This is a genomic window from Delftia sp. NA_296.1 (assembly GCF_052692095.1).
The window spans coordinates 171,076-185,593 of the sequence record NZ_JBQZGF010000001.1; the positions used below are offsets into that span (position 1 = coordinate 171,076).

The following is a 14,518-nucleotide window of genomic DNA, read 5'->3' on the forward strand; positions in this document are numbered from 1 at the left end:
CTCGAACCATGGGGCTGCCTCCAGATAAGCCGATTATGGGTGTTTCCAGATGTGTTCGGGTTGTCCGGTTGTATGCGCAACTCCGATTTAAGAGGAGCGGGCTATTACGGTAAAGAGGGTCATTGGCCGCAGCATGCCCGCATGCTGCGGCCAGCCATGACCTGCGCGGCTTGTAGGTTGCGGGCAGGTGGTGCTTTTGGGTGTCCGCCTACAAGCGAGGCCGTGCCTGAGGTGGGCCGGGAAGAGGGTGCAGGGGCAGATCGTGCTGCTCGGCCAGGTCTGCCAGCTCGGCGCAGGACAAGGGGGCCAGGAAGGCTTGCAGGGCTACATGCATGGCGGGGCTGCGCATGCTGGCGATGCTGCCATCGCCATTCACCGACGCCACGGCGCACAGGCGGGCCGCGAAATGCGGCTCCAGGGCCGCCACGGCCACCGATCCATCGGCGCAGGCGTAGACGCGATAGCCTGCGTGCGCGCCGCCCACATCGCCATCGGGCCGGGTCAGGCCCCAATGCCAGGGCAAAGCCAGCCACTGCGCGGCCTGGGCCAGGCCTGTTTCCTGGAGACTGCCGTGGCCGCTGCGCTGGCGCAGCAGCCAGGCCTTGAGCACGGCTTCGCTGGCCATCAGCGCACCGGCCATGTCGGCAAACAGGCTGGGTGGCATGGCGCCGCCCTGTACCAGCCCCGCCTCGGCCTGGTAGGTCAGGTCATGGCCCGGCACATCAGCCAGGGCTCCCGCGCTGCCGACGATGCGCACCAGCGACAGCTGCGGATGGCGCTGCTGCAGCGACGCCCAGTCCAGCCCCAGCTTGGCCAGTGCGGCGGGGCGGAACGAGGTGAGCAGGATGTCGGCCGCATCCAGTGCATCGTGAAGCGCCGCCTGTCCTTCCTCGCTCTTGAGCTGTGCCTGCCAGACCGCAATGCCCTGGTGCATGTCGGCATAGGCTTGCGGGCTGTAGTGCGCCATCGGGTCTGCACCGGCCGCACCGGTCGTAGCTGGCTGCACAGACGGAGGCTCCAGCTTGCTGCACTGCGCGCCCATGGCGGCACAGCGCATCAGGGCGGCGGGGCCGGGCAGATTCAGGGCCAGGCTCAGGATGCGCACGCCCGACAACGGCAGCCCGTTGGTGGGGGAAGAGGAGAGGGGCGCGTGTAGCGCAATGGGTTCAGCAGGCGCGTGATCGGGCATGGGAATGGAGCGTCTCGTTGTGCATTCGGTGTTTCAACTGCACGCATGATCGCACCCATGCCTCCCAGGGCCTGGCGCATACCGGACGGTGAGGATGCAAAAGCCGCCCGGAAAAAGAAAATGCCGCCAGGGCAATGCACCGTTGGCGGCATGTCTGCAAACCCGGCGCACGGCCGGGCAGCCGGGGTGGGGGTCAGACCACCTTGGCGATCGACTGGCAGACGTAGTCGATGTTCTTGCTGTTGAGCGCAGCCACGCACATGCGGCCCGTATCCGTGCCGTAGACGCCGAACTCGGTGCGCAGGCGCACCATCTGGTCCTTGCTCAGGCCGGAGTAGCTGAACATGCCGATCTGGGTGGTGATGAAGCCCATGTCCTGCTGGACACCGGCAGCCTTCAGGCCATCAACCAGCTTCTGGCGCATGGCCTTGATGCGCACGCGCATCTCGCCCAGTTCCTTTTCCCACAGCGCGCGCAGCTCGGGGTTGTTCAGCACGGCGGCCACCACGGCGCCACCATGGGTGGGCGGGTTGGAGTAGTTGGTGCGGATGACGATCTTGAGCTGGCTCAGCACGCGGGCCGCTTCTTCCTTGTCGTTGGCCACCACCGACAGCGCGCCCACGCGCTCGCCGTACAGGCTGAAGCTCTTGGAGAACGAGGTCGAGACGAAGATGTTCAGGCCGGCGGCCACGAACTTGCCGATCACGGCGCCGTCTTCGGCAATGCCGTGGCCAAAGCCCTGGTAGGCCATGTCGAGGAAGGCCACCAGACCCTTGGCCTTGACGGCGGCGATCACCTGGTCCCACTGCTCGGCCGTGATGTCATAGCCGGTCGGGTTGTGGCAGCAGGCGTGCAGCACCACGATGGTGCCGGCGGCGGCCGCGTTCAGGTCGGCCAGCATGCCTTCGAAGTTCACCTTGCGGTTGACTGCGTCGTAGTAGGCATAGGTGCCCACTTCGAAGCCTGCATTGGTGAAGATGGCCTTGTGGTTTTCCCAGCTCGGGTCGGAGATCAGCACCTTGGCGGCGGGGCTGATCTTCTTGAGGAAGTCGGCGCCGATCTTCAGGCCGCCGGTGCCGCCGATGGCCTGCACCGTGGACACGCGGCCGGACTTGACGACGTCGGACTCGGCGCCGAACACCAGGCCCTTGACTGCGGCATCATAGGCAGCGATGCCGTCGATGGGCAGGTAGCCGCGGGCCGTGGGCTTGTCCATCATCGCCTTCTCGGCGGCCTGCACGCATTCGAGCAGGGGCAACTTGCCGTTGTCGTCGAAGTACACGCCCACGCCCAGATTCACCTTGCTGGGGTTGGTGTCGGCAGCGAACTGCTCGTTCAGACCCAGGATGGGGTCGCGGGGGGCCATTTCGACGGCGGTAAACAGAGACATGAAGCGTCCTTGGGATGTCTTGGGAGGTGGAAAAAACGCGGCTAGCCCCAAGCTACGGTAGGCTTTCGGGTTAACCCATGAATTCTAGCGATCTCGCCGGCCGATACTCACTTTTGCGAACCCACGTCATGCACGAAGTCTCTGATTCCTCTCCAGCACCTGAGGCCTCCGGCCAGTTCGTGCATTTCGCGGACTCCCCCTTCGAGCTGTTCCAGCCCTATCCGCCGGCCGGCGATCAGCCCGCCGCCATTGAAAAGCTGGTCGAAGGCATCCAGGACGGCGAATCCTTCCAGACCCTGCTGGGTGTGACGGGCTCGGGCAAGACCTTCACCATGGCCAACGTGATTGCCCGCCTGGGCCGCCCGGCCATTGTCTTTGCGCCCAACAAGACGCTGGCAGCGCAGCTGTACAGCGAATTCCGCGAGTTCTTTCCCAAGAACTCCGTCGAATACTTCGTCAGCTATTACGACTACTACCAGCCCGAGGCCTATGTGCCACAGCGCGACCTGTTCATCGAAAAGGACAGCGCCATCAACGAGCACATCGAGCAGATGCGGCTGTCGTGCACCAAAAGCCTGATGGAGCGGCGCGACGTGGTCATCGTCGCCACGGTCTCGGCCATCTACGGCATCGGCGAGCCTGAAAGCTACCACCGCATGATCATGACGCTGCGCACCGGCGACCGCATCAACCAGCGCGACGTCATCGCGCAACTGATCCGCATGCAGTACCAGCGCAACGACCAGGACTTCAGCCGGGGCAAGTTCCGCGTGCGCGGCGACACCATCGACGTCTTCCCCGCCGAGCATTCCGAGCTGGCCATTCGCATCGAACTGTTCGACGACGAGGTTGAAAGCCTGCAGCTGTTCGATCCGCTGACGGGCCGCGTGCGCCAGAGCATTCCGCGCTTCACCGTCTACCCCAGCAGCCACTACGTCACGCCGCGCGACAAGGTGCTGGCCGCCGTGGAAACCATCAAGCTGGAGCTGGCCGAGCGGCTCAAGCAACTGGTGGGAGACGGCAAGCTGGTCGAGGCCCAGCGCCTGGAGCAGCGCACACGCTTCGATCTGGAGATGCTCACCGAGGTCGGCCACTGCAAGGGCATCGAGAACTACACCCGCCACCTCTCAGGCGCCGCACCCGGCGAGCCGCCCAGCACCCTGACCGACTACCTGCCCGGCGACGCCCTCATGTTCCTGGACGAGAGTCACCAGATGATCGGCCAGCTCAACGCCATGTACAGCGGCGACCGCTCGCGCAAGACCACGCTGGTGGAATACGGCTTTCGGTTGCCTTCGGCGCTGGACAACCGGCCGCTCAAATTCGAGGAATTCGAGCAGCGCATGCGCCAGGTCATCTTTGTCTCCGCCACGCCGGCAGACTACGAGAAGACCCACTCGGGCCAGGTCGTGGACCAGGTCGTTCGCCCCACAGGCCTCATCGATCCTGAAATCGAAGTACGCCCGGCCACCAATCAGGTGGACGACGTGCTGCAGGAAATCCGCCTGCGCGTCGAACGCACGGAGCGTGTTCTCATCACCACGCTGACCAAGCGCATGGCCGAGCAACTCACCGACTACCTGAGTGAAAACGGCGTCAAGGTGCGCTATCTGCACTCCGACGTGGAAACGGTGGAGCGTGTGGAGATCATTCGTGACCTGCGCCTGGGTGTCTTTGACGTGCTCGTGGGCATCAACCTGCTGCGCGAGGGGCTGGACATCCCCGAAGTCTCGCTGGTCGCCATCCTCGATGCCGACAAGGAAGGCTTTCTTCGCGCCGAACGCAGTCTCATCCAGACCATCGGCCGCGCCGCGCGCAACCTGCATGGCAAGGCCATCCTCTATGCGGACCGTGTCACGGAGTCCATGAAGAAGGCCATCGGCGAGACCGAGCGCCGCCGTGCCAAGCAAATAAGCTTCAACGAGGAAAACGGAATCGAACCCAAGCAGATTGTCAAGCGGGTGAAAGACCTGATTGATGGTGTCTACAGCGAAAAAAGTGGCAAGGAAGCGGAACGCCTGCAGGCCAATCAGCTCGAAAGAGCGCGTGTCGAGGACATGTCCGAAAAAGATGTGGCCAAGGAAATCAAGCGTCTGGAGAAGCAGATGCTCGAACATGCGCGCAGCCTGGAGTTCGAACAGGCTGCGCGGGTGCGCGATCAGCTGGCGCTGCTCAAGGAGCAACTGTTCGGAGGCTCATCCGTGCAGGTTTCCTGAGGCGGCGCCTGGTCTGAAGCCCGTTAGCTCCTGTTACCCGACAAAATTGATGGGGAATGTGGTACACTAAGGGTCAACACTCAACAACAACAAAAACTTCGATGAAAAGAAGGGCTCTGAACCTTTTGAACAGGACGGAGTAAGGGCGGAGACTGTGCCCAACTCCAGTCAAATCGCTGGAGCGGGTGTTTCTGTAACGTACAAGCCTGACTGAAGGAGCTCGTAATGCGTCTCACCACCAAAGGCCGTTTTGCGGTCACTGCCATGATCGATCTGGCCCTGCGCCAGAACAATGGCCCTGTCACGCTGGCAGCCATCAGCCAGCGGCAACAGATTTCCCTGTCGTATCTGGAACAGCTGTTCGGCAAGCTGCGCCGCCATGAACTCGTCGAGTCCACCCGTGGACCCGGCGGCGGCTACACGCTCGCCCGCAAGGCTGGCGACATCACCGTGGCCGACATCATCGTCTCCGTGGACGAACCCATTGACGCCACCCAGTGTGGCGGCAAGGAAAATTGCCTGGGCGAAGCCGGCCGCTGCATGACGCATGAGCTGTGGGCCGCACTGAACCAGCGCATGGTCGAGTTCCTCGATTCCGTGACGCTGCAAAAGCTTGTGGACGAACAACTGGCCAAGGGCATCCAGATCGAGGACAAGCCCGTGGTGCGTCGCGCGATTTCCACGGCTCCCGTGGTCAAGCCCATCCGTGTGAATGCCCCGAACTCGGTATTTGCGCTGGGCAACGCCTTCGCCAAGTCCTGATCGACTTTTGACACCCTGAGGGCAGGGCACCGCCGCGCATGGCTGTGTGGCGCGGTGTTGTCCGCCTGGATGGATTCACCGGAGTTCATCGCCTTCCCGTTTTTTGCCAGCCTGAACCTTGATAAGAGCCAGTCATGGACATGACCCCGCATTTCCCCATCTATCTCGACTATGGCGCGACCACCCCCGTGGACCCTCGCGTGGTGGACGCCATGATTCCTTGGCTGCGTGAGCATTTTGGCAACGCCGCATCGCGCAGTCATGCCTGGGGTTGGGAAGCCGAGGAGGCCATCGAGAAGGCCCGCGGCCAGGTCGCAGACCTGATCGGCGCGGATCCCCGTGAGATTGTCTGGACCAGCGGTGCCACCGAGTCCATCAACCTGGCCATCAAGGGCGCGGCGCATTTCTACCAGGGCAAGGGCAAGCACCTGATCACGCTCAAGACCGAGCACAAGGCCGTGCTCGACACCATGCGTGAACTCGAGCGCCAGGGCTTTGAGGTGACCTACATGGACGTGCAGCCTGATGGCCTGCTCGACATCGAGGCATTCAAGGCCGCGCTGCGCCCCGACACCATTCTGGTCAGCGTGCTCTTCGTGAACAACGAAATCGGCGTCATCCAAGACATTCCCACCATCGGCGCGCTGTGCCGTGAGAAGGGCATCCTGTTCCATGTGGATGCCGCGCAGGCAACGGGCCGCGTGGAGATCGACATGTCCAAGCTGCCGGTGGACCTGATGAGCATGACCGCGCACAAGACCTATGGCCCCAAGGGCGTGGGTGCCCTGTATGTGCGCCGCAAGCCACGTGTGCGCCTGGAAGCGCAGATCCACGGTGGTGGCCATGAGCGCGGCATGCGCTCGGGCACGCTGCCCACGCACCAGATCGTTGGCATGGGCGAGGCCTTCCGCATTGCCAAGGAAGAAATGGCTGAAAGCAACGCCAAGGCCTACGCGCTGCAGCAGCGTCTGCTCAACGGCTTGAAGGATCTTGAGCAGGTCTTCATCAACGGCAGCATGGAGCACCGTGTGCCGCAGAACCTGAACATGAGCTTCAACTTCGTCGAAGGCGAGTCGCTCATCATGGGCATCAAGGGTCTGGCGGTGTCCTCGGGATCGGCCTGCACGTCGGCCAGCCTGGAGCCCAGCTATGTGCTGCGTGCACTTGGCCGCAGCGACGAACTGGCGCACAGCAGCCTGCGCATGACGATCGGCCGCTTCACGACCGAAGAGGAAATCGACTACGCGATCAGCACCATCCGCACCAATGTGGTCAAGCTGCGCGAACTCAGCCCGCTGTGGGAGATGTTCAAGGACGGCATCGATCTCAGCACCATCCAATGGGCGGCTCACTGAGCATTGGCCGGCACGCGAATCAAGTATTGAAGAGGTAGACATCATGGCTTATTCCGACAAAGTGGTAGACCACTACGAAAATCCCCGCAACGTGGGCTCGTTCGACAAGAACGACGAATCGGTGGGCACCGGCATGGTCGGCGCTCCTGCCTGCGGCGACGTGATGAAGCTGCAGATCAAGGTCAACCCCGAAACCGGCGTCATCGAGGATGCGCGTTTCAAGACCTATGGCTGCGGTTCCGCGATTGCCTCGTCTTCGCTGGTGACCGAGTGGGTCAAGGGCAAGACGCTGGATGAGGCGGCTGCGCTGAAGAACAGCCAGATCGCCGAAGAGCTGGCTCTGCCTCCCGTCAAGGTGCACTGCTCTATCCTGGCCGAAGACGCCATCAAGGCAGCAGTCGATGACTACCGTGCCAAGCGCACTGCGGTGGTGGCCGCCTGATATGGCGATCTCGCTGACCGATTCTGCGGCACGCCACGTGAGCCGCTACCTGTCGCGACGCGGCAAGGGCATCGGCGTGCGCCTCGGGGTCAAGACCACGGGCTGCTCTGGCCTGGCTTACAAGCTGGAGTATGTGGACGAGCAATTGCCCGAGGACGTGATCTTCGAGGACCACGGCATCAAGGTGCTGGTCGATCCCAAGAGCCTTGCCTATATCGACGGCACGGAGTTGGATTTCGTGCGTGAGGGCTTGAACGAAGGCTTCAAGTTCCACAACCCCAACGAGCGTGATCGCTGCGGTTGCGGCGAGAGCTTTCGCATCTGACCGGCATCTGCCGGGTGGCTGGGCCTTTGTGGCCTGGCGGCATGACCGGCAGACCCTGATTTCTTCTACTCCCTCAAGAGGCCGCCTTCGCTTCGGTGCTGGCGGCTTTTTATCGACATGAACCTGCAATCGGACGATTTCGAGCTGTTTGCGCTGCCGCGCCAATTTGCGCAGGAGCGCAGCACCATTGACGCGCGCTGGAAGGAGTTGCAGCGCGAGGCCCACCCTGACCGCTTTGCTTCGCAGGGAGCCGCCGCGCAGCGCGTGGCCATGCAATGGTCGGTGCGCATCAACGAGGCCTACCAGCGGTTGAAAGAACCACTCAGGCGCGCAGCGTATCTCTGCGAATTGCAGGGTGCACCCGTGCGTGCCGAGGACAACACGTCCATGCCCACTGCCTTTCTGATGCAGCAAATGGAGTGGCGCGAGGCGTTGGAAGAGGCGCAGGACGAGGCCGCCCTGGATGCGCTGGACGACGAGGTGCTGCAGGCGAGAAAGAACATGCTGGCTGAATGTGGTCGTCAGCTGGATGAGCTGCACGATGCGCAGGCGGCTGTGCAGCAGGTCAGAGCCCTCATGTTTGTTGCGCGATTTGCGCAGGACATAGAGCGTCGCCGCGATCAACTGGGACAATAACCCGCGATCCGCACCTCCCACGAGAGACCCTCATTCACAAGGCAGGCCGGCCGGCCCGGACCTGCAATTTCCCCGAGTATTTTCATGGCGCTTTTGCAGATTTCCGAACCCGGTCAGTCCCCCGATCCCCACCAGCGGCGCATTGCCGTGGGCATCGACCTGGGCACCACGCATTCGCTGGTCGCCGCTGTCCGCAATGGCGTGGCCGAATGCCTGCCGGATGACCAGGGCCGAGTGCTGCTGCCTTCTGTCGTGCGCTATCTGCCCCAGGGCCGCCGCGAGATCGGCCACGCCGCCCAGGCTGCACTGTCTACCGATGCGGGCAACACCATTGCCTCGGCAAAGCGCTTCATGGGCCGCACGCTGGCTGACATCGATGCGCCGGAAAAGCTGCCTTACCGCTTTGCGGAGCAGGAGGCCGGCCGTGGCGTGATCGGGATCGAGACCGTCGATGGCACCAAGACAGCCGTGGAGGTCAGTGCCGAAATCCTGGCCACGCTGCGTTTCCGTGCCGAAGACACCTTCAATGACGACATCCATGGCGCCGTCATCACCGTGCCCGCCTACTTTGACGATGCACAACGCCAGGCCACCAAGGATGCGGCAAAGCTCGCCGGCATCAACCTGCTGCGCCTGATCAACGAGCCCACGGCTGCAGCCATTGCCTACGGCCTGGACAACGGCTCCGAAGGCGTCTACGCCGTCTACGACCTGGGTGGCGGCACCTTCGACATTTCTATCCTGCGTCTGTCCCAGGGTGTGTTCGAAGTCGTCTCCACTGGCGGCGATTCGGCCCTGGGGGGTGACGACTACGATGCGGCTTTGGCCGAGTGGGTGGCCCAGCAGACAGGCGTGGTTCCCCAGACGGCCGAGGACAAGGCCCGTTGGCGCATGGCGGCACGCCTTTGCAAGCAGGCATTGACGGAGGCACAGGTCGCAACGCTCACGGCCGAGCTGTCTACCGGTGCTGTGCATTTCGATGTAAAGCGCAGCGATTTCAATGCGAGCACGGCCCATCTGACGGCACGTTCCCTGGCGGCCGTGCGCCGCGCGCTCAAGGACGCAGGGCTGGCGCGCGACGAAGTGCAGGGCGTGGTGCTGGTCGGCGGTTCCACCCGCATGCCCCAGGTGCGCGAGGCCGTGGCCGAGTTCTTTGGCCGCGATCCTCTCATCAATCTCAACCCCGACGAAGTCGTCGCGCTGGGGGCCGCCATCCAGGCCAATCAGCTCGCTGGCAACAGCTCCAGCGGCGACATGCTGCTGCTCGACGTGATTCCTCTGTCCCTGGGCGTGGAGACCATGGGCGGCCTTGTCGAGCGAATCATCAGCCGCAACGAGACCATTCCCACAGCCCGTGCCCAGGACTTCACCACCTACAAGGATGGTCAGACGGCTCTGGCCGTCCATGTGGTGCAGGGCGAGCGCGACCTGGTGGCGGACTGCCGCAGCCTGGCGCGTTTCGAGCTGCGCGGCATCCCGCCCATGGCGGCCGGCGCAGCCCGCATCCGTGTGACCTTCACCGTGGATGCCGACGGCCTGCTGTCGGTAGGCGCCAAGGAGCAGACCAGCGGCGTCGAGGCCCATATCCATGTCAAGCCTTCTTACGGCCTGTCGGACGACGAGGTTGCCCGCATGCTGCAGGACGGCTTTGCCACGGCCCAGCAAGACATGCAGGCCCGCGCACTGGTGGAGGCGCGTGTCGACGCCGATCGCATGCTGATGGCCACCGAGAGCGCTCTGCAGGCCGATGGCGATGTGCTCGCCGCGGACCAACGCGCAGCCATCGATGCGCTGATCGACGCCCTGCGCGCCAGCGTGGGCTCCGAGGATGCCGCCGTCATCGAGGCCGCGACACAAGCGCTGGCCAAGGGCACGGAGTCCTTCGCCGCCGAGCGCATGAACCGCAGCATCCAGCAGGCCCTGGCCGGCAAGAGCGTGCAATCCCTTTCCTGATTTCTGATCCGACAGCAGATCCGTCATGCCCGTTATCAAAATACTTCCCCACGCCGAATACTGTCCCCAGGGTGCCGAAATCGAGGCGCCCGCCGGAACCTCGATCTGCGAGGCCCTGCTGGACAACAACATCAAGATCGAACATGCCTGCGACATGAGCTGCGCATGCACCACCTGCCATGTGGTGGTCAAGGCGGGCTACAACTCGCTGAACGAGGCCGAGGAAGAGGAAGAAGACCTGCTGGACCGCGCCTGGGGCCTGCAGCCGCAGTCCCGCCTGTCCTGCCAGGCCATCCTTGCACGCGAGGACGTGACCATCGAGATTCCCAAGTACTCGCTCAATCACGCCAAGGAAAATCACTGAGGGCCAGCGCATGTCGCGTCAAATCATTCTCGACACTGAAACCACTGGCCTGTCAGCCGACAACGGCGACCGGCTCATTGAGCTGGGCTGCGTGGAGATGGTCAATCGCAAGCTGACCGGCAACAACCTGCATCTGTATTTCAATGCGGGGCGCGACAGCCATCCGGACGCGCTGCGCGTGCACGGCATCACCACCGAATTCCTCAAGGACAAGCCGCGCTTCGAGCACAAGGTCGAGGAGATCTGGGAGTACCTGCAGGGCGCCGAGCTCATCATCCACAATGCGCCCTTTGACCTGGGGTTCCTGAACAAGGAGCTGGAGCTCGCCAACCGCCCGCCGATCCGCCAGTGCGTGAGCGGGGTCATCGACACCCTGGTCATGGCCAAGGAGATGTTCCCTGGCAAGCGCAACTCGCTCGATTCGCTGTGCGATCGCCTGGAAGTGGACAACTCCGGGCGCACGCTGCACGGCGCCTTGCTGGATGCGGAGCTGCTGGCCGATGTCTACATCAACCTCACGCGGGGCCAGGAGGCCCTGTTGATGGCGGAAGAACCTGTCCAGTCCGAGGGTGGGCTGGTCGTGGCGCAGGTGGATCTGGCCAGCTTCAAGCTGCGCGTGGTGCACGCCAATGATCAGGAGCTGGCCGCACACGAGGATGTGATGGTGCAGATGGACAAATCGAGCGGCGGCAAGACAATTTGGCGCGGCTTCGAAAATCAGTCCTAGAAGTTATGACATAATCTAAGTCTTGTCGCAGTAACGACATATGGGTGATTAGCTCAGCGGTAGAGCACTGCCTTCACACGGCAGGGGTCACATGTTCGATCCATGTATCACCCACCATTTTTTCCAAAGAGGTTGGCCTAGCAGCCAGCTTCGCGGGTGATTAGCTCAGCGGTAGAGCACTGCCTTCACACGGCAGGGGTCACATGTTCGATCCATGTATCACCCACCAGTTTTTTCCAAAGAAGTTGGCCTAGCAGCCAGCTTTGCGGGTGATTAGCTCAGCGGTAGAGCACTGCCTTCACACGGCAGGGGTCACATGTTCGATCCATGTATCACCCACCATTTTTTCCAAAGAAGTTGGCCTAGCAGCCAGCTTCGCGGGTGATTAGCTCAGCGGTAGAGCACTGCCTTCACACGGCAGGGGTCACATGTTCGATCCATGTATCACCCACCAATCAAGCCCTCCTGAAATCTGTTCAGGAGGGCTTTTTCATTTCCGCTCGGTGCATGGTTTTCAGGCCCTGGAAATTCCAATGTGTCCAGATGATCTGTGGCGCATTCGTGTCTGACGCCGTCTGATAATCGGCTGCTGGACGGCGAAAGGGCAGACAAGATGAGCGAACAGGTCGATTGCGTGGTGGTGGGTGCGGGCGTGGTGGGGCTGGCGGTGGCCAGGGCGCTGGCGTTGCAGGGCAGGGAGGTCATGGTGCTGGAGGCGGCTGAAGCCATTGGCACGGGCACCAGCTCGCGCAACAGCGAGGTCATCCACGCCGGCATCTACTATCCCGAAGGTTCCTTGAAAGCCCGTTTGTGCGTCGAAGGCCGGCAGCGTCTCTACGCCTACTGCGGTGAACGCGGCATTGCCCATCAGCGCTGCGGCAAGCTCATCGTGGCAACGGATGAGGCGCAGCGCGGCCAGCTCCAGGCCATTGCACGCAAGGCCGAAGCCAATGGCGTCCACGACCTGCGCTGGCTTGAAGGCGCCGAGGCACGTGCCATGGAGCCCGCGCTGCACTGTGCGGCGGCACTGCACTCCCCCAGCACCGGCATCATCGACAGCCACGCACTGATGCTGGCCCTGCAGGGCGATCTCGAAAACGCAGGCGGCATGGTGGTCTGCCATGCCGAGGTGCAGGAGGCAGCCATCCGTCCAGGCGGCGTGTGGCTGCGCACGGCCGATGGGACGGAACTGACGGCGCGCACCCTGGTCAATGCGGCAGGTCTTCATGCGCCATTGCTGGCGGCCCGTTTGCAGGGGTTTCCGCAGCAGTTTGTTCCGCAGGCCTTCTATGCCAAAGGCAACTATTTCACGCTGTCCGGGCGGGCACCGTTCTCGCGCCTGATCTATCCCGTGCCCGAGGCGGCGGGCCTGGGCGTGCATCTCACGCTGGACATGGGTGGCCAGGCCAAGTTCGGCCCCGATGTGCAGTGGGTCGAGAGCCCAGGTGATCTGCAGGTCGACCCCGTGCGCGCCGACGCCTTCTACGCGGAGATCCGCCGGTATTGGCCGGGTCTGGCCGATGGCGCGCTGGTGCCCGGCTACGCCGGCATCCGCCCCAAGATCAGCGGCCCCGGCGAGGCCGCCGCAGACTTCGTGATTCAGGGGCCTCAGACCCACGGCGTTGCGGGCGTGGTGCAACTGCTGGGCATCGAGTCACCGGGATTGACCAGCTGCCTGGCCATTGGCGCGCACGTGGCGCAATTGCTGGCCTGAGGATCTGCCGGTTCACGACACACGGCCACGGCAGGCCTTGTCTGACAAGGCTCAGGCCCTCTCGCTTCCCGGAAGCCCCGGAACAATTGGATAAGATGCTTGCATGTAACAAGGGCCTTGCCCATGTTGCGTGACAGGTATCGGGCGACATGATTGCCTGCTCCCCGCTGTATTTGTTTTCACCTCAATAGAAAGGCTCATCATGACGAAATCGATCACTGACACCGTCTCCACCGCACAAGCCGATCTTGAAAAACTGGTCGGCGACCTGCGTGGTCTGCTGTCTGCCAAGGAGCTGGATGCCGTGCCGGAAATCCATATGCTGCGCCAGCGTATCGATGATGGCATGTCCAATGTGCGTGAGTCCGCAGTGCGTGCGGCGCAGGAAGCGGCCCGCCAGGCCAAGGATGCCGCCTACGCTGCCGATCGCTACGCCCACGATGAGCCGTGGCGCGTCGCAGGCGCTGCCCTTGCCATGGGCGCCTTGCTGGGCTTCCTGCTGGGTCGTCGCTGATCAGCGGCATGCCTGACCAGAAAAGGATGCCTGTGAATTGGATTTCCCTTCTGGGTTTGGATGCCTGGGTGGCGCGCTGGCGCGCTTCCGTGATCGAGCTGGCCATTGCCGCAGAAGACCGCACGGACCTCGCGCGGCTTGAATGGGCCGAGCACAAGCGCAGCATGCAGACGGTGGTCGTGCTGCTGATTGCGCTTGCTGGACTCAGCGTCGTGGTCATGCTCACGCTGTCGGTGGCCTTGCTCGTGCAGTTCTGGGACACCGAGCACCGCGTGCTGGTGGGCTGGCTGGTGGGCGGTGGCTGGCTGGCGGTCTGGGCCATTGCCCTGTGGCAATTGCTTGCTGCCGTGCGCCGCCTGGCCCGCCCCTTCATCCTTACCCGCAACGAGCTGAGCCAGGACTGGCAGGCGCTGAAGAAGAGGCTGTAGCCATGGTCGATGCTTCCAACGCTTCCCCGTCCCGCAACGCTGTCACGCCTCCCGCGCCCACGGGGCTCAATGCGGAGCTCTGGTTCACATCCACCGTTGAGCAGCAGCAGGTGATGCAACGCATTGCCCAGCAGCGCGAGCGCCTCAAGGCGCGCTCTGCGGCCGTGGCCCAGGCCCGGGCATTGAGCCGCTCTGCCACCCATGTGCAGCCCGATGCACCGCTGGTGGAGCGTGCCATCACCTTTGCGCGCCTGCATCCTGTGGCCGTGGCCGTGGCGGCCGGTGCCGCACTGATGGTGGGCCCGCGCAAGCTGCTGCGATTCGGCACCACCGTCATGCCCCTGATCCTGCGCTGGCAGCAGCGCAGGGGTTGAGGGCCGAGAAGCCTGCTTCTCTCCCAAAGAAAACGCCCGGCATGCCGGGCGTTTTCGCGTTCTGCGTTCAGTGCGCCAGCACTGGCTGTGTGGTGTCTTGACTCAGCTGCCTTGACTCGGAACGGCCAG

15 protein-coding genes and 4 tRNA genes are annotated in these 14,518 nt (G+C 63.2%); 17 read left to right on the forward strand and 2 right to left on the reverse strand.

Annotated features, from left to right (window positions below):
• Positions 1–208 precede the first annotated feature (208 nt).
• On the reverse strand, positions 209–1,189 hold the full coding sequence (locus ACUTR7_RS00940) for a CoA transferase (RefSeq protein WP_445607879.1): 981 nt from the start codon (positions 1,187–1,189) through the stop codon (positions 209–211).
• A gap of 193 nt (positions 1,190–1,382) precedes the next feature.
• Complete coding sequence (locus ACUTR7_RS00945) at positions 1,383–2,579, reverse strand: amino acid aminotransferase (RefSeq protein ID WP_012205827.1); 1,197 nt, start codon at positions 2,577–2,579, stop codon at positions 1,383–1,385.
• A gap of 128 nt (positions 2,580–2,707) precedes the next feature.
• Between ACUTR7_RS00945 and uvrB the strand changes: the two genes are divergently transcribed.
• From uvrB to ACUTR7_RS01030, 17 genes are all read left to right on the forward strand, one after another.
• A complete protein-coding gene (gene uvrB / locus ACUTR7_RS00950; RefSeq protein ID WP_043782068.1) occupies positions 2,708–4,795 on the forward strand; it encodes an excinuclease ABC subunit UvrB in 2,088 nt (695 codons plus the stop codon).
• Between the two features lie 225 nt (positions 4,796–5,020).
• A complete protein-coding gene (gene iscR / locus ACUTR7_RS00955) occupies positions 5,021–5,557 on the forward strand; it encodes a Fe-S cluster assembly transcriptional regulator IscR (RefSeq protein WP_012205825.1) in 537 nt (178 codons plus the stop codon).
• A 134-nt stretch (positions 5,558–5,691) separates the two neighbouring features.
• Positions 5,692–6,912 carry an IscS subfamily cysteine desulfurase gene (locus ACUTR7_RS00960; protein WP_012205824.1) on the forward strand — a complete coding sequence of 407 codons (1,221 nt, stop codon included), beginning with the start codon at positions 5,692–5,694 and terminating at the stop codon, positions 6,910–6,912.
• A gap of 43 nt (positions 6,913–6,955) precedes the next feature.
• Positions 6,956–7,354: a Fe-S cluster assembly scaffold IscU gene (iscU, locus tag ACUTR7_RS00965; protein ID WP_012205823.1), complete on the forward strand. Its 399-nt coding sequence runs from the start codon at positions 6,956–6,958 to the stop codon at positions 7,352–7,354.
• A 1-nt stretch (position 7,355) separates the two neighbouring features.
• Entirely contained in the window at positions 7,356–7,679 is a 324-nt protein-coding gene (gene iscA / locus ACUTR7_RS00970) for an iron-sulfur cluster assembly protein IscA (protein ID WP_012205822.1), read from the forward strand.
• A gap of 117 nt (positions 7,680–7,796) precedes the next feature.
• Positions 7,797–8,315 carry a Fe-S protein assembly co-chaperone HscB gene (gene hscB, locus ACUTR7_RS00975; RefSeq protein WP_065346386.1) on the forward strand — a complete coding sequence of 173 codons (519 nt, stop codon included), beginning with the start codon at positions 7,797–7,799 and terminating at the stop codon, positions 8,313–8,315.
• Positions 8,316–8,399: 84 nt separating this feature from the next.
• Positions 8,400–10,268: a Fe-S protein assembly chaperone HscA gene (hscA, locus tag ACUTR7_RS00980; protein ID WP_445607880.1), complete on the forward strand. Its 1,869-nt coding sequence runs from the start codon at positions 8,400–8,402 to the stop codon at positions 10,266–10,268.
• 25 nt (positions 10,269–10,293) lie between these two features.
• Complete coding sequence (gene fdx / locus ACUTR7_RS00985; protein WP_013802212.1) at positions 10,294–10,632, forward strand: ISC system 2Fe-2S type ferredoxin; 339 nt, start codon at positions 10,294–10,296, stop codon at positions 10,630–10,632.
• A gap of 10 nt (positions 10,633–10,642) precedes the next feature.
• Positions 10,643–11,359, forward strand: coding sequence for a DNA polymerase III subunit epsilon (dnaQ, locus tag ACUTR7_RS00990; protein ID WP_034394212.1), 717 nt, complete (start codon positions 10,643–10,645; stop codon positions 11,357–11,359).
• Between the two features lie 42 nt (positions 11,360–11,401).
• Positions 11,402–11,476 (forward strand) — tRNA-Val (locus ACUTR7_RS00995).
• 37 nt (positions 11,477–11,513) lie between these two features.
• Positions 11,514–11,588: transfer RNA gene (locus ACUTR7_RS01000), tRNA-Val, on the forward strand.
• A 38-nt stretch (positions 11,589–11,626) separates the two neighbouring features.
• Positions 11,627–11,701, forward strand: a tRNA-Val gene (locus ACUTR7_RS01005).
• Between the two features lie 37 nt (positions 11,702–11,738).
• Positions 11,739–11,813 (forward strand) — tRNA-Val (locus tag ACUTR7_RS01010).
• A 159-nt stretch (positions 11,814–11,972) separates the two neighbouring features.
• On the forward strand, positions 11,973–13,073 hold the full coding sequence (locus ACUTR7_RS01015) for an NAD(P)/FAD-dependent oxidoreductase (protein WP_353176235.1): 1,101 nt from the start codon (positions 11,973–11,975) through the stop codon (positions 13,071–13,073).
• 202 nt (positions 13,074–13,275) lie between these two features.
• Positions 13,276–13,587 (forward strand): DUF883 domain-containing protein, encoded by a 312-nt coding sequence (locus tag ACUTR7_RS01020; RefSeq protein ID WP_012205816.1) that lies wholly within the window; start codon positions 13,276–13,278, stop codon positions 13,585–13,587.
• An 8-nt stretch (positions 13,588–13,595) separates the two neighbouring features.
• A complete protein-coding gene (locus tag ACUTR7_RS01025; RefSeq protein ID WP_012205815.1) occupies positions 13,596–14,015 on the forward strand; it encodes a phage holin family protein in 420 nt (139 codons plus the stop codon).
• A 2-nt stretch (positions 14,016–14,017) separates the two neighbouring features.
• Complete coding sequence (locus ACUTR7_RS01030) at positions 14,018–14,389, forward strand: hypothetical protein (protein WP_192366756.1); 372 nt, start codon at positions 14,018–14,020, stop codon at positions 14,387–14,389.
• Positions 14,390–14,518: the final 129 nt, after the last annotated feature.